We start from the raw sequence: 25,669 nt of genomic DNA on the forward strand, positions 1-25,669 counted from the left end.
CATTACTAAATAATCTTTATTATAAAGGCAAACGGTTTCAATTCGCAGTTTTTTTTGACGATCTGATATAATCTTTACTATATAATTCAAGGACGTATTTGAGGTGGAACAATGCTTACGAAGTTCGGGTTTACCCAGTCAGAAAGCAAGGTTTACGAGATTCTGCTGTCCAGCGAAGAGCCTTTGGACGCAACCCAAATTGTGAAATATTCGGGTGTGCCAAAAGCCAAGATTTATGAAGTATTGACACGCATGATCGAAAAAGGGATTCTTCTGGACTCTGTGTCTGATAAAAAGAAATTCTATTCCGCATTGCCTTTGAACCTCGTGATTGATAAGCTGTCAGCTGAGTTCAAGGATAGCATTGAGCAACTCAAAACGAAGACGCCGAAAAAAACGATTTCAGACGATCGGGTATGGAGCTTGAAAGCTGATTCGTCCATCCGCGTGCAATCGCGGGAGCTCTTGCAGGAAGCGAAGAAATCTATTCGAATCTCTGTTTGGAAGGAAGATTTTACGGAGTATGTTCCGATCCTGGAAGAGAAAGAACGAAACGGTGTCAAAGTCGAGGCCCTTGTCGTAGGAGATGTGAAGACGAGCCTATCCAACCTCTATATCCTGTCGCCAAATGAAGAACATCGATCGTTGGAACGGATTCGCTTGATGATTATCGACGATGAAGAGATTCTGTTTGCTGGTGTGGAGAATGACTCCTGGCAAGCGATGAAAACGAAGTCGAAGCCATTCGTAAAGTTTTTTACCGAATTCTATTACCACGATGTGGCTTTAACCAAAATCACCAAGAAATACGAGGATATCTTGATGCAGGACGAGGAAGTGCGAAGCATCCTGATGCAGCTTCGCTATTAATAGCGGGAGGGCGATTCCAATGACGATTTACATAGCGCTGTTGCGTGGGATTAATGTGGGCGGGAAGAACAAGATCAAGATGGCTGACTTGAAGCGCATGTTTGAAGAGATGGGATTGAGCCGTGTGCAGACCTATATTCAAAGCGGCAATGTCCTATTTGAGTCAAATGAAGGAGAAGAAGCGCTGAGCAAGCGACTTGAGCAGGAGATCAAACATGTCTTCGGATTATCGATCTCGGTTATTTTACGTGCAGCTACAGAGCTGGAACAAATTGTTGTGAATTGCCCTTTCACGGAGGCTGAGATCGCGGAAGCGGAAGCATCTGGAGAAGGAGAAAGCCTTTACGTTGCCTTACTGCCTCAATCCCCTTCAGAGGAAGGAATCCAACGGTTGAGCACTTATCAAAACGAAAACGAACAGTTTCGGATCAATGGACGGGACATCTATCTGTTATTTCAAAACAGCGTCCGAGATTCCAAGCTTGCCGCACAAGTTGCGAAGCTAAATGTACCCGCAACCGTACGCAATTGGAAAACGACGAATAAGCTCGTCACGCTGTCAAAAGCGATGGAGGAGTAATCAAAAAAGGCTAATCCTTTGTTCAAAAGGATTAGCCTTTGATCTGACCGACGCCAGTGGGTTGGCAATCGGAGAGTTAAAATTTTTATTTTTGGAAAGTATAGTTGCTTTACATAGTAAAGTAATTATACTTTCCTTCCATTCGCGTAAGCCCGCTGAAGAAAAGATTTCGTCCGCTCGCCGCTCATTTTAAGCGAAACCCAGCGGAGGGAACGAAGGAAGGAAAAGAGTCGGCATTCTTTACTTCAATGAGAAGCGAAGTGATTTTCTTGTCGACTCCCTTCCGTAGAGAGCGGAGCGAACAGTAGAAGCTACAAGCGAGCTTAAACAGAGCATAGAGGGACGAAGTCTTTTCTTCCCTTATTCCCCAATCAACGCATCCAACGCCATGATAATCATATCGTTGAAAGTGGTTTGACGCTCTTGTGCGGTGGTTTCTTCACCAGTAAAGATGTGATCGCTTACTGTGAGGATGGCAAGCGCATTCACGCCGTATTTAGCTGCGGTCGTATACAAGCCGGTCGCTTCCATTTCCACAGCGAGAACCCCATAGTTCCCCAGTTTCTCTACCATCTCCATGCTGTCACGATAGAACATGTCAGCAGATAATACATTACCGACGCGAATCGGCATGCCTTTTTCTTTACCTACTTGGTATGCCTTTTGCAGCAAATCGAAGTTCGCGCAAGGAGCGAAATCGAATCCTGGGAAGATCAGGCGGTTGGCGTTGGAATCTGTGCAGGCGGTCATGGCTAGAATTACGTCACGGACCTTGATATCCTTCTGAATGGCCCCGCAGGAACCTACACGAACCAAATTCTTAACTCCGTAATCGCGAATCAATTCGTTCACATAGATGGAGATGGAAGGGATGCCCATTCCAGTTCCTTGAACCGAAATCCGCTTACCTTTGTACGTCCCCGTGAAACCGAGCATTCCGCGAACTTCGTTATAGCAAACAGCATTCTCCAAAAAATTCTCCGCGATATATTTCGCGCGTAATGGATCACCAGGTAATAGGATGCTTTCTGCAATATCCCCTTGCTTTGCGTTGATATGAACACTCATCGACCTATGGCCGCCCTACCTATTGATAGGACGACCATCTTCACCTCCATATAAGTTCGTTGGTTTATAGGATTCCCGAATACGGGAGAGTTACCTATTCTGAGATTTGGGCTTGGCGCTGGCTCACTGAAGTTCTAGTGATGGAGAACCAGGCACAGAGGAAAGCTACGATGGTAAAAATTCCCCCGATAAAAGCATTGTACACTACGGAGTATTGATTGATAACCATTCCGCCAATCATTGAGCCTAACGCGATACCAAAATGCAAGGCTGAATTGTTCAAACCCTGTTGAATCTCTGATGATTCAGGGGCGGATTCAATCAGATAGCTTTGTTGTGCAGGGGTAATCGCCCAGCTTAGCGCACTCCAGATGACCATGACTGCGATAAACAAAGGGATAGAGAAGGTAACCGTCGGAATGAGGAAGAGCGCAATGGTAAACAGGAAAATGATGAGCAGGATGCTTCGTTGTGCCCCCCATTTGTCGGCAACCCAGCCGCCGATTCCGCCGCCAAATACAGCCGATATCCCAAAAATAAAGTAAAACACGCTAATCCAGGTCGCATCCAGATGCAAAGTCGACTGCAAGAACGGTGTCAAATACGCGTAAAGCGTTAGATGTCCAGTTAAAAAGAGCATCGAGGTGAGCTGTGCGGACATCGTTTTGCTGTTTTTCAATGTGCGAAGCTGCTGTCGCAAAGGAATCAAAGGCTTGGGCTCGATTTTGGTAAGGAACAGGGCGACCCCTGTCATAGAAATGATCGTTAAGACCGAAATCAGCAAGAAGATCATCCGCCAACCGAAATTCGACCCGATGACAAGACCAATTGGAATTCCCAACACCAACGATCCGCTGATCCCCATGTAAATCACACCGATGGCGCGAGCGCGAAACTCTTCCTTGGCTATGCTTGAGGCGATGGTCATGCATAGCACAATAAGAAGCGAGCCACTGGCGGCAGAGATGATCCGAGACATAAGCAGAATCAAGAAGGTGGGGCTAAAGAACGCGATGAGATTCCCCAAGAAAAAGATCATGAGGGTCCACAGGCACAAGACTTTCCGTTCCAGTTTTGCCGTCAGGGTGAGGAGTACAGGTGCGGCAATGGCAAACACGAGCGAAAAGACGGTAATCAATTCCCCAGCCGTAGTGACAGAAATGCCAAAATCACGTGCCACCTGATCCAGAATTCCCCCGATAATCAACTCCACCATGCCTACGACAAAAGAGACGAGGGCCAAGATATAAATACGAAAATCCACAGATGAACTCCTTTCTGCGTTGTTATTCTGAGTGGTTACTACTGATATAGTAACCTGAATCAGAACGAAATCTCAAGACTAATTTTTAGCATTATGAGGAATCAGTTTTTTGGATTTCACAGAAATTCCAATGTTATTTTACAAAAATTCTTTTATTACTTTACAAAATTTCATAAGATAGAATTGTAATCATGCCAGACAATTTTGTTAAAATAAAACCAATCCGATAATGAATCGTGAGGAGTTACTAATGGAACGGGATAAATTGAGCAAGGTAATTGAGGCAGCAAAGCTTTATTATTTACTGGATTATAATCAAAATGATATTGCCAAAAAATTAGGAGTTTCACGCCCGACTGTTTCACGACTTCTGCAAATCGCCAAAAGCGAAGGAATTGTTCAAATCAAAATCATGGATTCCACCGAGGATATAAAAAACTTGTCGGAAGAGCTTGAACAAAAGTTCAATCTAAAAAAAGCGGTCGTCGTGTCCATCCCACAGTATGAAGAGTCGATTATCAAAAGTTATCTGGGTGAGAAGGCGGCAGGCTACCTGGGTGAGATCGTCAAGGATGGCGATATTATCGGGGTTACTTGGGGAACCACACTATATCATGTGGCATTGGAATTAAAACAGAAATTTATGAATAACGTGAAAGTGGTTCAATTAAAGGGCGGAGTTAGTCACTCCGAGACACATACCTATTCATCTGAGATTTTGTACCTTTTTGGAAAGGCTTTCAATTCGACTCCTTTGAATTTGCCGCTCCCGGCCATCGTGGATCACATCGTGGTGAAACAGGCCATGGAAGCCGATCGACATATTCGCAAGGTGCTCGAGATGGGCAAAGAAGCCAATATTGCCATGTTTACAGTTGGCCCGATTAAATCAGAATCTTTGCTTTTTCAGTTGGGATACTTTACGGATAAGGATTTGGAAATGATTTTTTCCAAGGCCGTAGGGGATATTTGCTCCCGCTTTTTTGATCGGGAAGGCAAGGTTTGCAACGAAAGCCTGGATGAGAGGACGCTCGGGATTAATCTGGATGAATTCAAGAAAAAAGAATATTCGATTCTCGTCGCCGGAGGAGCGAAGAAGATCGACGGCATTTACGGCGCGCTTAAGGGCGGGTATGCCAACGTCCTCATCACGGATCAATTCACCGCGCGTTTCCTTTTGGATAAGGATCAAGACGAGTAGGGTAAGAATCAGCATGAACCAGCATGAGTAGTACGAGAATTAGGAGTAGACAACTAGGAAATTATAAGAAGAATAGGGATAAGTAATGTAATACTCCTGCAAGTTTGCAGGAGTTTTCTTTCCTTCGGCATTCTTTACTCCAGTGAGAAGCGGAGTGATTTTCTTGTCGACTCCCTTCCGAAGTGAATGGAGCGGACAGCAGAGGCTTCATGCGAGCTTAAACAGAGCTTAGAGGGACGAAGTCTTTTCTTCCTTCACACTTTAGACAAACACTTTAACAAATGTTCATAACGCGATTTACATATGTTCAGGAACTATGCTATATTTACGTTGTAATCATTACTGCCCATACCACAATGAATGAACGGGAACGTTTTTGAAAAATGTAAGCGTTATCGACAATGAATCAACTTTGGAAAATATGGGGGCCTTAACATGAGAATGGTCGACGTAATTGAAAAGAAACGAAATGGTGAAGAGCTTAGCCAATCAGAAATTCAATTCTTGATTGAGGGCTATACCAAAGGTGATATTCCAGATTACCAAATGTCCGCTTTCGCGATGGCTGTCTTTTTTAAAGGGATGACCCAAGAAGAACGTGTCTATTTAACGGAAGCCATGGTGAAATCAGGAGATCAAATCGATCTGTCCCGTATTGAAGGGATCAAGGTGGATAAACATAGTACTGGTGGCGTAGGTGACACCACGACGTTAGTTTTAGCTCCGCTTGTTGCTTCCGTCGGAGTTCCGGTAGCCAAAATGTCTGGTAGAGGACTTGGCCACACAGGCGGAACCATCGACAAGCTGGAATCCGTACCTGGTTTTCACGTAGAGATCACCAATGATGAGTTCATCAACCTGGTGAATACCAATAAAATCGCGGTAATTGGTCAAAGCGCTAATTTGACCCCTGCCGACAAGAAATTATATGCCCTTCGTGACGTAACAGCAACCGTAGACTCCATCCCACTCATCGCAAGCTCGATCATGAGTAAAAAAATTGCCGCAGGAGCGGACGCGATCGTGCTGGATGTGAAGACAGGTAGCGGTGCGTTTATGAAAAGCCTTGATGACGCCGAAGAACTGGCCAAAGCAATGGTTCAGATCGGAAACGGCGTAGGGCGCAACACTAAAGCGATTATTTCGGATATGAGCCAACCGCTTGGATTCGCAGTCGGCAATGCCCTGGAAGTAATCGAAGCCATCAACACGCTCAAAGGTGAAGGTCCAGCTGATCTGCACGAATTGTGTTTGACACTGGGCAGTCATATGGTGACGCTGGCAGGCAAGGCGTCCAGTCTGAGCGAAGCCCGCGAGATGTTGGAAGAAGTAATGCGCAATGGTAAGGCGCTGGAGGCCTTCAAGGTGTTCCTTGCGTCCCAAGGCGGAGATGCTTCTGTAGTCGATGATGTCTCCAAACTTCCAACAGCAAGCTACAAGATTGAGGTTCCTGCCAAAGAATCTGGTTACATCGCAGAGATCACGGCCGAAGAAATCGGAATTGCAGCCATGATGCTTGGCGCTGGCCGACTCACCAAGGAATCCTCCATTGATTTGGCCGTAGGGGTCATTCTTCACAAAAAAGTGGGTGACTCTGTTCAAGCGGGAGAATCGCTCGTAACCATTCACAGCAACACCCAGGATGTAACTGAAGTGATGGACAAAATCTACGGAGCTTATCGAATTGTGGGCGAAAAAGTAGAGGCTCCAACATTGATTTATAAAGAAATCCATTAAGATCAAGCTTGGAAGGGAAGATACGAAGACAATGACTACTCAATTAGCAGGAATGATCGACCATACTTTGTTAAAAGCGAATGCCACCAAAGCTGAGATTTCTAAGCTGGCGGAAGAAGCGAAAACTCATAAATTTGCCTCTGTATGCGTCAACCCGACATGGGTCAAGCTGGCTGCTGAGATTTTAAAAGATACTCCTGAAGTAAAAGTTTGTACGGTTATCGGGTTCCCTCTTGGGGCTACAACTTCTGAGGTAAAAGCGTTTGAGACAACCAATGCGATTTCCAACGGAGCAACCGAAGTTGACATGGTGATCAACATTGGAGCACTCAAAGACAAGGATTACGATCTGGTCAAGAGTGACATTCAAGCGGTTGTTCAAGCTGCCAAGGGCAAAGCGTTGACCAAAGTCATCCTTGAAACTTGTTTGTTGACAAAAGAAGAAATCGAGAAAGCGTCTCAGCTGTCTGTAGAAGCTGGCGCTGATTTTGTCAAAACCTCTACAGGCTTCTCAACAGGTGGCGCGACAGTAGAAGACGTCGCTTTAATGAGAAAAACAGTGGGAGCAGGCGTTGGAGTCAAAGCTTCCGGTGGAGTTAGAAGTTTGGAAGATGCTGAAGCAATGATCAAAGCTGGGGCCAATCGCATCGGGGCAAGTTCTGGCGTGTCCATTGTAAAGGGTCAAACCTCTACAAGCGATTATTAATTGGTGAAGGAACAGTAGGGGAATAGGCGATTGATTCAGTAGGTTGGTTCTACTAATTGGTAGAACCAATCAGGGTCGCCAAACAGTGAAATAATGGCCAAGCATTCCAGAGAGATGGAGATGAAGGTTATGGATAGACAAGCATTAATCAACGAAGCGATTGAAGCTCGCAAACAAGCGTATACGCCTTATTCCAAATTTCAAGTTGGAGCGGCTGTCCTAACGGAGAACAATCAGATTTTTCGTGGATGCAACGTAGAGAACGCGTCTTATGGATTGACTAATTGTGCGGAGAGAACGGCCATTTTCAAAGCGGTTTCAGAAGGTGAACAGGAAATCAAGGCCATTGCGATTGTTGGGGATACGGACGGTCCGATCTCACCCTGCGGAGCTTGCCGACAAGTGATTGCGGAGTTTGCCACGGACGAAACGAAGATCATTTTAGCCAACCTAAAAGGTGATGTCGTGGAGACAACCATTCACGAGATATTGCCTGGATTTTTCTCTGCGAAGGATTTAACTGCTAAATAGGCACTTGATTCGCGTGGTCACTTTGTAAGCGTATACAGGATTTGCTTGCTTTTCCATCTAAGAGTTTTTATTACAACAAGTGGAGGACAACATGAAATATCTGATATCCATTTTAGGGTTACTCGTCGTTTTTGGTCTCGCCTACCTTGCTAGTAACAATCGTAAAGACGTCAAGTATAGACCAATTGTCATCATGATCGTCATCCAGCTATTATTGGCTAGTTTATTGTTAAACACCCAATTTGGTTTAGTCCTCATTCAAGGAATCGCCAAGATTTTTGAGACGCTGTTAAAGTACGCTGGTGAAGGTGTCAACTTCGTTTTTGGAGGCTTGGCAAAAGACTTTACATTCTTCATGAATGTACTGCTTCCCATCATATTTATCTCTGTGCTGATCGGTATTTTCCGATACTTGAAGATTCTCCCTTTTATCATGAAAGGTATTGGACTCTTGTTAAGCAAGGTTAACGGTATGGGGAAATTGGAATCCTATAATGCGGTTGCGTCCGCGATGGTCGGTCAATCGGAAGTATTCATTACCGTTAAGAAAGAGTTAGGCAAGTTGCCAGCTCATCGGATGTATACACTTTGTGCATCTGCAATGTCCACTGTATCCATGTCTGTTGTCGGTGCTTACATGACGATGATTGATCCCAAATACGTCGTAACCGCACTGGTCATCAACTTGTTCGGGGGCTTCATTATCTCCTCCATCGTCAATCCTTACACGGTTGACCCGGCTGAAGATATTCTGGTCATCCAGGAAGAGAAGCAATCCTTCTTCGAGATGCTCGGCGAATATATCATGGACGGATTTAAAGTTGCGATTATCGTAGGCGCCATGTTGATCGGTTTCATAGCGCTGATGGCAGCAATTAACAACACATTTGAACTATTGTTCGGCATCTCCTTCCAACACATCTTGGGTTATGTCTTTGCTCCAGTCTCCCTCATCATGGGTGTTCCGCTTGCGGAAGCAGTACAAGCGGGTGGAATCATGGCAACCAAATTGATTACTAACGAGTTCGTAGCCATGACGGACCTGGGCAAAATCGCGTCAAGCTTCAGCCCTCGTACATTGGGAATCATCTCTGTGTTCCTTGTCTCCTTCGCTAACTTTTCCTCCATCGGGATTATTGCCGGAGCAGTAAAAGGTCTTAATGAAAAACAAGGAAATACCGTCGCTCGTTTCGGACTCAAGCTTCTTTACGGAGCGACATTGGTGAGTGTGTTGTCCGGTATTATCGTAAGTATCGTCTTGTAATCGTTCAAAAGAAAAAGCAATTCCTCTGCTTCCAAGCAGGAACTGCTTTTTTCTTTTTTGGTAGATAACTGATTGGATAAAAGGAGGGAGGTCGTGAAAGCTTCGAAGCCCCTTCGAATTCACGACCGTTAGAATGGGTTACGTAGGATTATTGCTATCAGGTGCTACGTTGTTTTTGAACAGTTTGATGCTGCAAGGCAAGGCGGAAGGAAAAAGCGTGGCCGTTTTCAATTTGTTTGTCGGTGCTTTGCAGGTGATTTTTCCTTTTTATATGATCGTTACTTCCGATATGAGCAACTGGGTGCTGTATCAGGATGCGGCCGTCTTTTTGTTCGGACTAACCTATTTATATGTAGGTGTAACGTTTGGCAAAGGGTTAAATGGAACAGGCTTGGGATGGTTCTCGCTGTGGGTCTCGATCATCGCCATTGTCTATACCGTCGTGTCCATCGTTCATTTTCATAATATCGTGGATGCTCTGACGTGGCTGATGTGGGCATACCTTTGGTTCTTGTTTTATTTGCTTAATGTGCCGGAGATGGACATTGCCCGCTATGTAGGGAAGGTTGCCATGGTTCAATCGTGGGTAACCCTGACGATTCCAGCCTTGTTTTATTTGACAGGTGTAGGGGGAACTCCGATGGTGAATCAGATGTGGATCGCGGTATGTTCGTTCTCGCTGCTTTATTTTGTGGTAAGTGCCATTCAATTAAAAGTGTGGCGGAAAGATGAAGCATTCACCAAGCGGAAAATTGTTTAGTATTCAGTTCAGAGAGAAGCAGGAGCAGGAGGATAATCCTTTGTTCCTGCTTTTTTCTACCCATTCTAATTGGATGATTTACGAAAACCTAACTTAAGTTAGGTTATTTTTGTTTAGAAAATTGGTACAATTCTTAAATTCCATAAAGGAGAAGATACAGCAAGATTCTAGGTGAACTTGATAGATTGTTTGTAGTCTTATAAAAATGATGAACCATGATAGGAGGGAACTAAGCAATTGGGTAGCTTTATGTCAAGATACAACCGAACTTTTATTATTCTTGTTTTTAGCCTGATCATGCTATTCGCCAACGGATTCGTGAGTAGTGGGAATCAAGCATTGGCTGCCGGAACTTGGACGGCGAACTATGCACCTGGGGTGACAAGTAACTTCTGGGGTGTTGCTTACGGAGGCGGGCAATTTATTGCGGTCAGTGATTCTGCAACAATTGCCACATCACCAGATGGAGTAGGATGGACTGCCCAATCTGTCCCATTCTACACATCTGGTTCAACAATTACATACTCCAGCGGGGGATGGCTAGCAGCCGGAGATAACGGGAATATCTACACTTTAACTAATGGGACAAGTTGGACGATCAAAAAGTCTTTTTCAGGCTTTACCCCATATTCTGCTGCATCATACGGCGGCACTGTTGTGTTCGTTGGATTTCAAGGAACTAAAGCGGCTATCCTTAGCACTTCAGACGGTATTAATTGGAATAATACCCCTGTTTCTGCTTTGAAACTATATGGTGTCACATACGGTGGAGGACAATTTATTGCAGTAGGAGAGCAAGGAGCAATCTATTCTTCGCCTGATGGAGTAGCGTGGACTCAACGTACATCGGGAACTACCACTTTATTGAATGGAATCAGCTTTGGCCAAGGCATGTATGTTGCGGTAGGTAATTCTGGACAGATTTTGACTTCAACGGATGGAGTCGCATGGGCCAAACGAGATTATCCAACAACGACCCCTGTTAAAGACTTATACGGAATCACTTATGGAGCCAATAAATTCATTGCAACTGGAGATGGAGGCACGATCATCACTTCTCCTAATGGTATCACTTGGGAAAGTGAAAAAACTCCTGCGATAACCAATAATATAAATGCTGTTACCTTTGGGAATGGTAGATTTGTAGTGGTGGGCGATTCAGGCATTACAGCCAATCAGGATGTATCTACCGATGCCAATCTGAGTAATTTGACGGTTAGCGCTGGAACGCTCTCTCCCGCTTTTTCTTCGGGAGGAAACAGTTATACCGCAAGTGTGTCGTCCTTAACGAGTTACGTACATGTTACTCCAACACCAGCCAATAGTTATGCCACTGTAAAAGTAAATGGAAACCCTATAATCTATCAAGAGAGTGGTTATGTTACATTGAACTACGGTTCGAATACGATCTCCGTCAATGTGACTGCTCAGGATGGAGTGACGACCAAAACCTTCAATTTGATCGTAACCCGTGCGGCACCGCTTTCTTCCAATGCAAATTTGAGTAATTTGGCACTGAATGCGGGGACGCTCTCGCCTACATTTGCGCAGGGCACGCTTTCCTACACCACGAATGTAAACAACGCAGTGGCGAATATATCCGTGACACCAACTGTAGCCGACAGCACGGCCACAGTAAAAGTGAACGGAAATGCGGCAGTTAGTGGAAGTCCCTCAACGTTCCAGTTGAACGTCGGACCCAACACGATTACTGTCGATGTGTCCGCACAGGATGGAACAACGAGCAAAAAATATACTGTGGTGGTAAATCGTGCAGATTCACTTCCTACTATATCCAGTCAGAATTTTGATTCTATTCCGGCTGGAACGCGTAGTTCTATAAATGGTTCATTAACTTTCGATGGGATGACTTATTCAACAGATGCAACAGGTGACCAATTAGTAGTCGATACAATTGCCAATATTGCTGGGGGATTTTCTAGTCTTGGTAGTGGTAATGGCTTGTCTGCCATATGGGCAGGGACAAATACAGGAACTTTCTTTCAATTTGCTGCAGCCAATAGCGCTGACAATTTTAAGTTACTATCTTTTAATGCAGAAGTTATGGGGCATATTTCAAATAACAGCCAAAGTTACACATTGATTGGCTACGATAACAATTTGCAAAAAGCAACGGCAACCGTCAATTTTGCTTTTGGCGGCACTTATGGCACAGGTAATTCGACTGTCAGCTATACCCGATTATCAACTCCAGATGAAACGTCAACTGGAGGAAATTGCGGCACACTAACCTTTAGCGGAAGTGATTGGGATAATATTGATCAAGTTAAAATGATAGTTGCCGATGCGCTTCCCAATACTATTCTTTTTGTAGCGATCGATGATCTTAAAGTGGATGTCCCAGTGGTAGTATCAACGTATACATTGAATTATACGGCTGGAGCGAATGGAACAATTACTGGAACCACATCGCAGACAGTGAATAGTGGAGGAAACGGAACGACGGTGACAGCTGTCCCGAATGAGGGTTTTCACTTTGTAAGCTGGAGCGACGGGAAAACCACGGCGAGCCGAACAGACAGGAATGTTACGTCGAACCTGAATGTTACCGCAACTTTCGCTATGGATACGTATACTTTGACGTATGCGGCAGGAGCTAATGGAACAATTAGCGGAACAGCCTCGCAGACAGTGAACAGTGGAGGAAATGGAACACCAGTGACAGCCGTTCCTGATATAGGGTATCACTTTGTAAGCTGGAGTGACGGGAAAACCACTGCGAGCCGAACAGACAGGAATGTTACGTCGAACCTGAATGTGACTGCGAATTTCGCTATGGATACGTATACTTTGACGTATGCGGCAGGAGCCAATGGAACGATTAACGGAACTGCCTCGCAGACGGTGAACAGCGGTGGAAACGCAACGACGGTAACAGCCGTTCCAGATACGGGTTATCACTTTGTAAGCTGGAGTGACGGGGTCACGACGGCAAGCCGCACGGATAAGAATGTAACTGCAGACCTGAATGTAACTGCGAACTTCGCTATTAATACGTACACATTAGATTACGTAGCAGGAGCGAATGGGACGATCAGCGGAACAGCCTCGCAGACAGTGAACAGTGGAGGAAATGGAACGACTGTAACAGCCGTTCCAGATGCGGGTTATCACTTTGTAAGCTGGAGCGACGGGGTCACGACGGCAAGCCGTACGGATAAGAATGTAACGGAAAACTTGAATGTGACCGCGAACTTCGCCATCAATACGTACACTTTGAATTACGCGGCAGATGCTAACGGAACAATTAGCGGAACAACATCGCAAACGGTGAATAGTGGACAAAGTGGAACGACTGTAACAGCCGTTCCTAATACGGGTTATTACTTTGTAAGCTGGAGCGATGGGGTCACGACGGCAAGCCGTACGGATAAGAATGTAACGGCAGACCTGAATGTAACCGCGAACTTCGCCATCAATACGTACACTTTGAATTATGCGGCAGATGCTAACGGAACAATTAGCGGAACAACATCGCAAACGGTGAATAGTGGACAAAGTGGAACGACTGTAACAGCCGTTCCAAATACAGGTTATTACTTTGTAAGCTGGAGCGATGGGGTCACGACGGCAAGCCGTACGGATAAGAATATAACGGCAGACCTGAATGTAACCGCGAACTTCGCTATTAATACGTACACTTTGAATTACGCGGCAGATGCTAACGGAACAATTAGCGGAACAACATCGCAAACGGTGAATAGTGGACAAAGTGGAACGACGGTAACAGCCGTTCCCGATACAGGCTATTACTTTGTAGGGTGGAGTGACGGGGTCACCACGGCGACTCGAACTGACAAGAATGTAACGACAAACCTGAATGTAACCGCGAACTTCGCCATCAATACGTATAATTTGAATTATGCGGCAGATGCTAACGGAACAATTAGCGGAACAACATCGCAAACGGTGAATAGTGGACAAAGTGGAACGACGGTAACAGCCGTTCCAGATGCGGGGTATCACTTTGTGAGCTGGAGCGACGGGGTCACGACAGCAAGCCGTACGGATAAGAATATAACGGCAGACCTGAATGTAACCGCGAACTTCGCTATCAATACGTATACCTTGAACTACGTAGCAGGAAGCAACGGAACAATCACTGGAACAACCTTGCAAACAGTGAACAGAGGAGAAAATGGAACGACAGTGACAGCTGAACCGAATACGGGGTATCACTTTGAAAGCTGGAGTGACGGGGTTACGACGGCGACTCGAACTGACAAGAATGTAACCGCAAACCTGAATGTAACCGCGAACTTCGCCATCAATACGTATACCGCGGATTTAAGCAATCTGACGATAAGTCAGGGAACACTCACTCCTGCTTTTGCAAAAGGAACAACGAAATACACAGCAGAAGTGTCCAACGCCGTGACAAGTACGGATGTAACGCCAACAACCGCAGACGGTTCGGCAACCCTAACCATCAATGGCTCTCCGTCAACAAGTGGAAACGCAAAGACTATCTCATTACGTGTAGGCACGAATCTAATTACAATGCTTGTCACAACTCCAGATGGGAAAACAAAAACCTACACTATCACAGTGGAACGCAAAGGGGCAACTCCACCTCCGTATTATCCGCCACCTGTGGTTTCAGTTACGGGAGTTAGTCTAGACCAGAATCACTTGACACTGCAAGTTGGTACTTCAAGCACTGAAATACACGCAACCATTACCCCTGCCAACGCAACAAACCAACAAGTAAGATGGAGCAGCAGTGATACAGGAGTAGCTACCGTTGACCAGAATGGAGTCATTTCGGCGCTAGCCGCAGGAGAAACAACCATCTCCGTATCGACGATAGACGGTAACTATTCGGCTTCTTGCTCTGTGAAAGTAGGGGAAGAGAAGCAGTTCGAACTGAAGGCTTCAGAACAACATGTAAGGTTGAAACCCAATAAATCAATGAAGTTCGACGTGTACGCAGTCTACCCAGACGGCAAAGAAGTAGACATCACTTCAGATAAAAATACCACCTATTCTAGCAGTTCATCGGTCGTTACAGTTAAGCCGGGAACCATTAAGGCGGGGAAAAAAGAAGGCGTAGCCACTGTAACCGTCAGCTTCGAGGGGAAAACGACAGAAATTGCGGTCAAAGTATCCAAAGCAGAAGTGAAGGAGCTGGTTCTTCCAACAGATCATCTCACACTGGAAGTTGAGGCTACCAAACAATTGGAGGCAACAGCCAAGCTCACCAATGGTACGACAGAAGAGGTGACGCAGGATGCCCAATGGTCATCGGACGATACCGATATTGTTCAAGTGGACGCAGGAAAACTAACTGCAGTTGCTCCTGGTAAAGCAACCGTCAGGGTGTCGTATGCTGGCAAGGAAGCTAAGCTGAAGGTAGACGTAATAGAAGAAAAAGCGTTGAAACGACTAACCGTCAACCGAACATCGGTGAAGCTTGCACCAAGTAAACAGTATCAGATTAAACTGACTGCTTACTACCAGGACAACTCCAAAACTGTGATTACAGACCAAGCGGATTGGACGACAAGCGATGAACAGATTGCTACCGTTGAAAAGGGTGTAATCACTGCAATTGGGCCTGGCAAAGCGACAATTCAGGCAAGCTACAAAGGGAAGAAGGTCTTAATTAAAGTCACCGTAGTGAAATGATGAATCCCATATGTTGTCCAAAAAACTAACCTAGGTAAGTCTTTTTGGTGGAGCATGAAGTGGTCCCGGTAATATTTTTCGACCAACCCCTAACTTTAGTTAGGGGCTTTTTTATTTCAATCTCGCTATGATTTTTATGAAACGTATAGTTATGTCCTATTTTGCCGGATGCGGGGAAAGGTTCTGTATAGCATCTAAAGTTATTAAATAATCTAACCTGTAAAGGAGGATAAGGATGAATCCGTTCAGGAGTTTTGAAGAGAAACGAGGGAAGATTTTGAAAGTGTTAATAAAAAAATGTATTTCATTTGTTGCTTTATTCATGATCCTATTTGCTTACTTGGTCCCCTATGTGAAAGCTGATCAAGTCATCCAAGACTTTGAGTCTGGTACTTCTAGTCAGAATAATTTCATTTTTTTGGATGGAACAATGTATTCTAGTGATATCACAGGTCAATTAATAGTCGATACATTTGCCAATGGTGCCCAGTTGTTTTGGAGTTCCAGTGCGTGTAAAAACAAATGCTTGATAATCGATTCCTTACTGTACGGGAATGGATATGGAACTACCTTTAGATTTAATAAATCTAATTCTAGCAATTTTAAACTCACTTCATTTAATGCGGAAGTTTTGGGCCATCAATTAGAATATAGCCAGATATATAAATTGATTGGTTATGATGATCAAGGTGTGCCAAAAGCAACTGCCACTGTCGATTTTACTAATGGCACGAAGGATTTTGGAGAGGGTAATTCAACTGTAAGTTATACCCGATTATCCACTTCGGATGAAACGAATAATGGCGGAAATGGCGGTTCACTAACCTTTACCGGAAGTAATTGGAGCAATATTAATGTATTTGAAATGAGGGTTGACGATCCAGATAATAATAGAAAACTTTTTGTAGCGATCGATGATCTAATAATGGATGATCCTGTGGTACCGAAGTACACCTTGAATTACGTAGCCGGAGCAAATGGAACGATCACAGGAACCGCATCGCAGACGGTGAACAGCGGAGGAAACGGAACGACGGTAATCGCTGTACCGAATCCGGGGTATCAGTTTGTGAAATGGAGCGATGATGTTACGACGGCAAGCCGGACGGATACGAATGTGACGGCAAATAAGATTGTGACGGCGAGCTTCGCTATCAACAAGTATACCTTGGACTATGCAGCCGGAGCCAACGGAACAATCACTGGTACGGCATCGCAGACGGTGAACCACGGAGGAAACGGAACGACGGTAACCGCCGTGCCTAACGCGGGGTATCGCTTTGACGGCTGGAGCGACGGGGTGACGACGGCAAGCCGGACGGATACGAATGTGACGGCAAACAAGATTGTGACGGCGAACTTCGCTGTTAATACGTACACCTTGAGCTATGCAGCCGGAGCCAATGGAACAATCACCGGAATCGCTTCGCAGACGGTGAACCCAGGAGGAAGCGGAACGACGGTAACCGCCGTACCCAATGTGGGGTATCACTTCGACGGCTGGAGCGATGGAGTGACGACGGCAAACCGGACGGATACGAATGTGACGGCAAACAAGAGTGTGACGGCGAACTTCGCTATTAATACGTACACCTTGAATTATCAAGCCAGACCCAATGGAAAGATTACCGGAGCAGAGGGCCAGATAGTGAACCACGGAGGAAGTGGAACGACGGTAACCGCCGTGCCAAATCCGGGGTATCATTTTGAGAGCTGGAGCGATGGTTCCACAACGGCCAGCCGAACAGAAACGAATGTAACGACAGACCTGTTCTACTTCGCGACCTTCGCTATTAATGAGTACACCTTGAACTATGCAGCCGGAGCCAATGGAACCATTACCGGAACCGCAGCTCAGACGGTGAACTACGGAGGAAGCGGAACGACGGTAACCGCCGTACCCAATGCGGGTTATCACTTTGTAAACTGGAGCGACGGAGTCACAACGGCAAGCCGGACGGACGCAAATATCGCGGCAAACCTGAGTGTGACGGCGAACTTCGCTATCAAAACTTACACCTTGAATTATCAAGCCAGACCCAATGGAAAGATTACCGGAGCAGAGGGCCAGATCGTGAACCACGGAGGAAGCGGAACGACGGTAACCGCCGTGCCAAATGCGGGGTATCATTTTGAGAGCTGGAGCGATGGTTCCACGACGGCAAGCCGAACAGAAACGAATGTAACGACAGACCTGTTTTACTTCGCGACCTTCGCTATTAATGAGTACACCTTGAACTATGCATCCGGAGCCAATGGAACTATTACCGGAACCGCAGATCAGATGGTGAACTACGGAGGAAGTGGAACAGAGGTAACCGCCGTGCCCGATGCTGGGTATCACTTTGTGAGTTGGAACGACGGGGTTACGACAGCCAGCCGAACGGATGCAAATGTCACGACAAACCTAAGTGCAACAGCAAACTTTGCAATGAATACTTATACCTTGGATTATACAGCCGGAGCGAATGGAACCATTACCGGAACAGCATCGCAGACGGTGAATCACGGGGAAAGCGGAACAGAGGTAACCGCTGAACCGAATCCTGGATATCACTTTGTAAGCTGGAGTGATGGACTTACCACAGCAAGCCGAACAGACAAGAATGTAACAGCAAATCTGAGTGTAACGGCAATCTTAGCCATTAATGAGTACACCTTGGATTATGTAGCCGCATCCAATGGAACCATTACCGGAACCGCATCGCAGGCGGTGAACCATGGGGAAAGCGGAACAGAGGTAACAGCGACCCCTGATACAGGGTATCACTTTGTGAGTTGGAGCGACGGGGTTACGACAGCCAGCCGAACGGATGCAAATGTCACGACAAACCTGAGTGTAACGGCAACCTTCGCAATGAATACTTATACCTTGGAATATGCAGCCGGAGCCAATGGAACCATTACCGGGATCGCACCGCAGACAGTGAACCACGGGGAAAGCGGAACAGAGGTCACAGCGGTCCCGGATACAGGGTATCATTTTGTGAGTTGGAACGATGGAGTTAAGACAGCCAGTCGAACGGACAAGAATGTAGCATCAAACCTGAGTGTGACGGCGAACTTTGCAATGAATACTTATACCTTGGATTATGCAGCCGGAGCCAACGGAAGGATTACCGGAACCGCATCGCAGAAGGTGAACCACGGAGAAAGCGGAACAGAAGTAACAGCGATCCCGGATACAGAGTATCATTTTGTGAGCTGGAGCGACGGGGTCACCACAGCGAGCCGCACGGATAAGGATGTAACGTCTGACCTGAATGTAACGGCGAAATTCGCCATTAATGAGCACACCTTGGATTACGTAGCCGGAGCCAACGGAACGATTACCGGAACCGCATCGCAGACGGTGAACCACGGAGAAAGCGGAACAGAGGTAACAGCGACCCCGAATACAGGGTATCACTTTGAGGGCTGGAGCGACGGGGTTACGACAGCAAGTCGAAAGGACTCGAACGTAACGGCAAACCTGAGTGTGACGGCGAATTTTGCAAAGAATACTTATACTTTGGATTATTCTGCAGGCGACAATGGAGCAATCACTGGAACCGCATCGCAGACGGTGAACCACGGGGAAAGCGGAACAGAGGTAACAGCGATCCCGGATACAGGGTATCATTTTGTAAGCTGGAGTGACGGGGTCACCACGGCAAGCCGAACAGACAAGAATGTAGCAGCAAACCTGAATGTAACAGCGAACTTCGCTATTAATACGTATACCGCCGACTTAAACAATTTGACGCTAAGTCAAGGAACGCTCACTCCTGCTTTTGTGAAAGGAACAACGACTTACACAGCCACCGTGCCCAACGCCGTGACTAGTACAGATGTAACGCCAACAACCGAAGAAGGCTCGGCAACCTTAACCATGAATGGCTCCCCGGTAACAAGCGGTAAGTCGGAGACGATATCCTTACGTGTAGGCAGTAATCCTATTACAATGGTTGTTACAGCCCCAGACGGAAAAATAAAAACCTACACCATTACCGTGGAACGAAGAGCGGCAACTCCGCCTCCGTATTATCCGCCACAGGTGATTCCGGTTACGGGAGTTAGTCTAGACCAAAATAACGTGACACTACAAGTTGGCGCTACTGGTGTTGGATTACATGCAACCATTACCCCTGCCAACGCGACAAACCGACAAGTGAAATGGAGCAGCGGTGATTCAGGAGTAGCTACCGTAGACCAGAACGGAGTTATTACGGCGGTTGCCGCAGGAGAAACAACCATCTCCGTATCGACGCTAGACGGCAACTATTCGGCTTCTTGCTCTGTGAAAGTAGGGGAAGAGAAACAGTTCGAACTGAAGGCTTCAGAGCGACGTGTACGATTGAAACCCAATAAATCAATGAAGTTCGAAGTGTACGCGGTATACTCAGATGGTAAAGAAGTAAACATCACTTCAGATAAGAATACCACCTATTCCAGCAGTTCATCGGTTGTTACGGTTAAGCCAGGAACCATTAAGGCGGGGAAAAAAGAAGGAGCAGCCACTGTAACCGTCAGCTTCGAGGGACAAACAACAGAAATTGCAGTCAAGGTTTCCAAAGCTGAAGTGAAGGAACTGGTTCTTCCAACGGATCATCTTACGCTGGTTGTTCAGGCTACCAAACAATTACAGGCTACTGCCAAGCTTTCCAATGGGACGACAGAAGAGGTAACGCAGGATGCCCTATGGTCTTCCGACGATCCTGATGTGGTTCGCATAGAAGCTGGAAAACTAACGGCCGTCACTCCCGGCAAAGCGACCATCACCGTCTCATATAGCGGCAAGGAAGCCAAGCTGAAGGTAGACGTAACAGATGAAAAAGAGTTAAAACGTCTTGCGGTCAACCGATCACAGGTAAAGCTTGCCCCAGGTAAACAGCAGCAGATTAAACTGACTGCTTACTACCAAGACCAAACCAAAGCGGTGGTTACAGACAAAGCAGAGTGGACGACAAGTGATGAACAGATCGCGACGGTAAAAGAAGGTATGATCACTGCCGTTGCCCCTGGCACAGCGACGATTCAAGCAAGCTACAAGGGGAAGAAAGTTACGATTAAAGTTACGGTATTAAAATGATAGAAAAACAATACCAGTCCAAAAAAACCTAACCTTGGTTGGGTTTTTTTTGCGATAAGGAATAGTAAAATCATATAAGAACATTTTTATCTAGGAGGGGGAATGAGCTTGAATCGAAAATGGTTAGTAGCCGCGATTATTCTATCAGGTCTTGGATATCTGTTCGCATTGGGCTTTGATCAGCTGTTATTCCGTTGGATTCTTAAGCCGTTAACCATGCTTTTCATCATTTGGTTTGCAGCAAAGGTAGGTAGCGGTAGTGATTCTCCCAAATATAAACGCTTAATTATCATTGGGCTGATATGCTCAATCGTGGGAGATATCATGTTGTTGAGTAAGGGCAACCAGCCGTTTATCGTTGGTTTGTTTTCGTTTCTCATGGCCCATGTCGTTTACTTTTTTGCGTTTATGACGCAATGGAAGTTTAAGCCTGCTCAATTGTTTGTTCTGATCCCTATCGTAATTTATGCTGTCTTTTTCTTGAACGAGCTACATACCAGCATGTTTGCTGACAATGGGAAGGCTTACGACAAGCTATGGATACCAGTGGTTCTCTATGTTGTCGTGATATCCAGTATGATCTTCAGCTCAGTTATCAGCAGGAACAAATTAGCCATCGCAGGTGCCGTACTCTTTTTCATTTCTGATTCGCTGCTTGCCTGGAATATGTTTGTGACCCCGATGCCGTGGTTAGGGGGATATGGTGTCATGATCACCTACTATACGGCTCAATTCCTCATTGCCAACAGCATCACGGTTCGTGAGCGAACTTCTTCTAGTAAACTCTATAAACTGTAAATGGATTGAGAATAGAATGTTTCCTACATATTTACTAGAAAACCTAACTTTGGTTAGGTTTTTTTATTTGTCGATTTTGCTAGGATTGTGAAGAGAAAAGTGGCGGATCAGTTGAAAATCTATTAAAAAAGAAAACAAAGCGAGGTGCACTTCGTGAAAAGAATGAAAATTGCGGAAATGCGCATCTGCCTTCTCCTGTTATTGCTAATAAGCCTAAGCGTAACAGGCAAAGCTTCAGCTTTTACTGTGAATGAAGTAAATCATGATCCAGTGATCTCGATTACGGATGCTACCCTTGACCAATTCGCTTCAGCAGTAATTGACCACACCACCATCTCCATCACCGGAATGGTATCAGATGAGGATGGTGATGACGTCACGGTAAGCGCGACAATCGGCGGGGTCACGAAAAAGATGGTTGTGCATCAAGCACCCCCAATTGCCGAATCGGATAATTTTTTCCTATCGTGGGACGTCGTTAATGACAACTTGACAGAAGGTGAAATTCCGGGGTTATCTATCGTAGCGGATGATGGGAAATCGGGAAGATCAAGCGCAACGTATGTCGGGGTTATAAGCGTGGACAAGACCGCGCCAGGTATACCGACGATTCAATTCAGATCTCCGGAGGGCTTCGTCTCAGGGAGCAGCACTAAGCAGCCTGTTTCTTTTGATGTGGTAGATGGTTCTGATCATTCATCCGGTACACTGAGAAGTCAATATAGACTCAAAACAGACAATGAACCCTGGGGAGACTGGATTGGCTTTGAAAAAAAAGTCACCATCAGAACAGCAGGAACCACGCAGATTGAAGCGATCACGATCGATCAAGCGGGGAACGAATCAACTGCGGCAAACGCTGAAGTGATTATTACGCCTTCATCGCTACCGACGATCACACTCACCAATCCTAATGCCGATTTGTATGCAGGTGGATGGATGGGCCACAATACTGTAACCATCACCGGAAAAGTATCCCATCCTGACGGAGCCCCTGTTTTGATCACAGCGAAAATTGGCGGTGTAGAGAAATCGGTTATCGTTTCCTCGCCACCAACTTCTTTGCCTGATTCCGATAACTTTACCATGAGTTGGGATGTGTATGACGCCCCTATTCGTCCTCAACAAGGATTGAACAAGGACGTAGCGTTTGTTGCTACTGATTCCAATGGCGGCGAGAGTCAGGCAATATATGCCGGTGAAATTTGGTTCGATGTCACATCGCCAACGAAACCTACTATCCAGTTCACTTCACCCCCAGGCTATACATCCGGCAAACAAACGGATCAGAATGTCACTTTCACTATCGAGGGTGGAACGGATGATGACTCTGGTGTGAAGGGATATGCCTATCAAATTGGAGGGCCGGATTTTACATGGGGGCCGTGGATCAATTATACGGGCCCGGTAACCATTAAAGATATTGGCTTTACATTCATTCGGGCTGCAACGAGAGACAAAGCAGAGAATATGTCAGACTGGGTCGAAGCAACGGTTTACATAAACCATGCGACCAATTTTTCGTTCCCGAACGCACATGATCAAATTGTCTCCGATCGAGAAGGCAACCGCACGATCACGATTTCAGGGAAAGCATGGGACGTAGATGGAGATCCGTTTAGAGGTTATATGGAATTTAGTGGAAATAGCTATCAGGATTTTTCTATTCCACGAGGGGAATTCACAACAGAGCCAGAGACGGACAACTTCACGCTGACTTGGGATGTCGTGGATAACAAACTGCCTGAGGGCGTCTATCCGAGCTTAGCAGTTTACAACGGCAGCGCTTTTGGGAAAGTACAGGTCACTCATTACCCGGCAAAGATCATCATCGACAAGACTCCGCCAACAGCTCCAACCTTGCAGTTCACCTCGCCAGCTGGTTACACATCAGGTACCGAAACGAGTCAAGCGGTTACCTTCCGCATTATAGACGGAACGGATGCCACCTCAGGAGTCTTGAAATCGCAATACCGGACCCGACAAGGAAGTGGAACGTGGGGGCCGTGGACGGATTATTCGACATCAGTCACGATTCGTGCTCCTGGATCCACTCAGATCGAAGCGAAAACACAGGATCGAGCTGGGTACGAATCAACCACAACAACTGCCCAGGTTGTCATAATCAACTCGCCACCTCCATACTACCCGCCGTCTCCGTCCAATCCGGTGACAGGAATTCGATTGAATCTGGAGAGCTTATCCCTTAATGTTGGTGATTCCGGCGCGCGATTGCAGGTCATGATTACACCGAGCAACGCTACCAACCAGCAAGTAAAATGGACCAGCAGCAATCCGGAAGTGGCGACCGTTGATCAGAATGGGGAAGTAAAACCGGTTGCCCCAGGTCAAACCACGATCACCGTAACGACGATAGATGGAAGCTACACCGCTAGTTGCACCCTATACGTTGCGGCAAAGGGCGACAGGCTAATCAAATTAAAAACAGTCAAGCACGTCAGATTGAAACCAAAAGCCTCCGAGAAGTTCTCTGTCTACGCTGTCTATGAGGGCGGACGGGAACAAGAAATCACGAAGGATCCAAACATCCAATACTCAAGTAGCTCTTCAGAAATCGCTACAGTAAAATCAGGTTCAATCAAGGCGGGCAAAAAAGAGGGAAAAGCGACCATTAAGGTCAAGTATGGCGGCCAAACGGCGAATATCCTCGCCACCGTCTCCAAATGGGAAGTAAAGGAACTGCTGCTCCCTGCGAATAAGCTGACATTGGAAGTAGCGGAGACGAAGGACCTGGTGGCAAAAGCCAAGCTGTCTAACAGAACCACAGAAGACGTCACCCAAGAAGCAACCTGGACGTCGGACAACACAGACGTACTGACAGTCGAAGATGGAAAATTACAGGCAATTGCGCCAGGAAAAACGACGATCACCGTTTCATACGGTGGGAAAGATGCGAAGCTGAACGTGGAAGTAACCGATGCCAAGAAAGTAACACGATTGGCCGTTAACAAACGAAACGTTAACCTGGCGGTGGGCAAAACACAGGAAATCAAGCTGACGGCCTTTTACCAGGACAGAAGCAAAGCAATTGTTACTGACAAAGCGGAGTGGCAGACAAGTAATGAGCAGATCGCAACCGTGAAAAATGGAGTGATTACCGCAGTAGCCCCTGGCACAGCCACCATCCAGGCGAAGTATCAAGAGAAGACTATTTTCATTACCGTAACGGTTAAGCAATAAGCAATAATCAAAGAGGCCACCTTCTGATGCTGCTGAGGCAACGTTCAGAGAGTGGCCTGTTTCCTATCGAGATCGGAAATCCGAAGCTCTACCAAGCCCACGTCATGCTGTGATCAGTCTTTTGGAAGAGTGTGAATGAGGCCTTTTCTGATTAAATTGGCTGAAACGGGCTGCTTTCCCACTTCTCTAGCCCAGATGGATAATTGTCCAATATGATGGTTTTCATGTGCAATCACGTGGCGAATGACTTCACCCCCAAGCGTGTGTAACGATGCTTCCATTAGCGGGACGTCCTCACACCATTGGAACCACTCTTCTCGAACCATCCAATTATGTTCTCATAGAGATCACTCCAGGACGTTTTTTTTCCCTGATAACCCTAATCTCGGGAGTATTGCAAAAGCGCCTGAAAACGATTTTTGACATCCTGCCATTCTTCATCAATGATACTGTACACGACATAATCCGATTCATCGTATTTTTTCCTGAGAATGCCTTCCTTTTTGGCTCCCAGCCGCTCAATCGCTCTTTGTGATCGGATGTTCGTCAATGCGGCAATTATTTCAACACGAACGGCTCCCCATACCTCAAACGCATGCTGCAGCAACAAATATTTGCATTCCGTGTTGACGGATGTTCGCCAAACCTGGGGGGTATACCATGTCCAGCCAATATTCAAATTTTTATGGACAGGCGAAATCCTTAAATAACGAGTCGTCCCAACGATTTGGTTCCGTTCGTTATCAAATACGGCATAGGGAAATTCTTCTCCGGTGTCCCTTGCTGAAATCGCTGTCTGAATGAAGCTTTGCATTTCGGCAACCGTTTGGGGCTTTGATGGGAGGTGTTCCCAAATTTCAGGGAATTCTGAGCATTGTAATAATGATTCGGCGTGTGCAATTTCTAAAGGAATTAAAGAGATTCGCTTTCCATGTAATGGAGTGAAATTCATCGTTCTAACGTCCTTTC

15 protein-coding genes and 1 pseudogene are annotated in these 25,669 nt (G+C 46.1%); 12 read left to right on the forward strand and 4 right to left on the reverse strand.

The genetic code is table 11. The features are described 5' to 3' along the window. Window positions 1–111 precede the first annotated feature (111 nt). Both ACQCN2_RS19415 and ACQCN2_RS19420 read left to right on the forward strand, forming a co-directional pair. The gene (locus ACQCN2_RS19415) at window positions 112–870 is read left to right on the forward strand and encodes a TrmB family transcriptional regulator (protein WP_426930601.1); all 759 of its coding nucleotides are present in this window, start codon (window positions 112–114) and stop codon (window positions 868–870) included. 19 nt (window positions 871–889) lie between these two features. Next, entirely contained in the window at window positions 890–1,450 is a 561-nt protein-coding gene (locus tag ACQCN2_RS19420; protein WP_426930602.1) for a DUF1697 domain-containing protein, read from the forward strand. Between the two features lie 360 nt (window positions 1,451–1,810). Here the strand turns inward: ACQCN2_RS19420 and deoD are convergent, their stop codons facing one another. Next, window positions 1,811–2,518 carry a purine-nucleoside phosphorylase gene (deoD, locus tag ACQCN2_RS19425; RefSeq protein WP_426930603.1) on the reverse strand — a complete coding sequence of 236 codons (708 nt, stop codon included), beginning with the start codon at window positions 2,516–2,518 and terminating at the stop codon, window positions 1,811–1,813. 94 nt (window positions 2,519–2,612) lie between these two features. Then, entirely contained in the window at window positions 2,613–3,842 is a 1,230-nt protein-coding gene (locus tag ACQCN2_RS19430) for an MFS transporter (RefSeq protein ID WP_426930700.1), read from the reverse strand. A 190-nt stretch (window positions 3,843–4,032) separates the two neighbouring features. Here ACQCN2_RS19430 and deoR point away from each other — a divergent pair, with 190 nt between their 5' ends. From deoR to ACQCN2_RS19480, 10 genes are all read left to right on the forward strand, one after another. Then, complete coding sequence (gene deoR, locus ACQCN2_RS19435; protein WP_426930604.1) at window positions 4,033–4,983, forward strand: DNA-binding transcriptional repressor DeoR; 951 nt, start codon at window positions 4,033–4,035, stop codon at window positions 4,981–4,983. Window positions 4,984–5,418: 435 nt separating this feature from the next. After that, window positions 5,419–6,720: a pyrimidine-nucleoside phosphorylase gene (locus ACQCN2_RS19440; RefSeq protein WP_426930605.1), complete on the forward strand. Its 1,302-nt coding sequence runs from the start codon at window positions 5,419–5,421 to the stop codon at window positions 6,718–6,720. Between the two features lie 31 nt (window positions 6,721–6,751). Then, entirely contained in the window at window positions 6,752–7,426 is a 675-nt protein-coding gene (gene deoC / locus ACQCN2_RS19445) for a deoxyribose-phosphate aldolase (protein WP_426930606.1), read from the forward strand. 93 nt (window positions 7,427–7,519) lie between these two features. Further along, complete coding sequence (locus ACQCN2_RS19450; RefSeq protein ID WP_484479034.1) at window positions 7,520–7,957, forward strand: cytidine deaminase; 438 nt, start codon at window positions 7,520–7,522, stop codon at window positions 7,955–7,957. A 91-nt stretch (window positions 7,958–8,048) separates the two neighbouring features. Then, window positions 8,049–9,221, forward strand: coding sequence for a NupC/NupG family nucleoside CNT transporter (locus tag ACQCN2_RS19455; protein WP_426930607.1), 1,173 nt, complete (start codon window positions 8,049–8,051; stop codon window positions 9,219–9,221). A gap of 133 nt (window positions 9,222–9,354) precedes the next feature. Next, the gene (locus ACQCN2_RS19460) at window positions 9,355–9,981 is read left to right on the forward strand and encodes an AmiS/UreI family transporter (RefSeq protein WP_426930608.1); all 627 of its coding nucleotides are present in this window, start codon (window positions 9,355–9,357) and stop codon (window positions 9,979–9,981) included. A 237-nt stretch (window positions 9,982–10,218) separates the two neighbouring features. Beyond that, the gene (locus ACQCN2_RS19465; protein ID WP_426930609.1) at window positions 10,219–15,630 is read left to right on the forward strand and encodes a beta strand repeat-containing protein; all 5,412 of its coding nucleotides are present in this window, start codon (window positions 10,219–10,221) and stop codon (window positions 15,628–15,630) included. Window positions 15,631–15,865: 235 nt separating this feature from the next. Next, the gene (locus ACQCN2_RS19470; protein WP_426930610.1) at window positions 15,866–20,701 is read left to right on the forward strand and encodes a beta strand repeat-containing protein; all 4,836 of its coding nucleotides are present in this window, start codon (window positions 15,866–15,868) and stop codon (window positions 20,699–20,701) included. 108 nt (window positions 20,702–20,809) lie between these two features. Further along, window positions 20,810–21,499, forward strand: coding sequence for a lysoplasmalogenase (locus ACQCN2_RS19475; RefSeq protein WP_426930611.1), 690 nt, complete (start codon window positions 20,810–20,812; stop codon window positions 21,497–21,499). Between the two features lie 162 nt (window positions 21,500–21,661). Beyond that, window positions 21,662–24,700, forward strand: coding sequence for an OmpL47-type beta-barrel domain-containing protein (locus ACQCN2_RS19480; RefSeq protein WP_426930702.1), 3,039 nt, complete (start codon window positions 21,662–21,664; stop codon window positions 24,698–24,700). A gap of 113 nt (window positions 24,701–24,813) precedes the next feature. Here ACQCN2_RS19480 and ACQCN2_RS19485 read toward each other — a convergent pair. Beyond that, window positions 24,814–24,954 (reverse strand): annotated as a pseudogene (locus tag ACQCN2_RS19485) (DinB family protein); the annotation flags it as partial. 125 nt (window positions 24,955–25,079) lie between these two features. Then, window positions 25,080–25,652 carry a GNAT family N-acetyltransferase gene (locus ACQCN2_RS19490; protein ID WP_426930612.1) on the reverse strand — a complete coding sequence of 191 codons (573 nt, stop codon included), beginning with the start codon at window positions 25,650–25,652 and terminating at the stop codon, window positions 25,080–25,082. Window positions 25,653–25,669 lie beyond the last annotated feature (17 nt).

It is taken from the genome of Brevibacillus ginsengisoli, assembly GCF_050113715.1.
Lineage (GTDB): Bacteria > Bacillota > Bacilli > Brevibacillales > Brevibacillaceae > Brevibacillus_H > Brevibacillus_H ginsengisoli.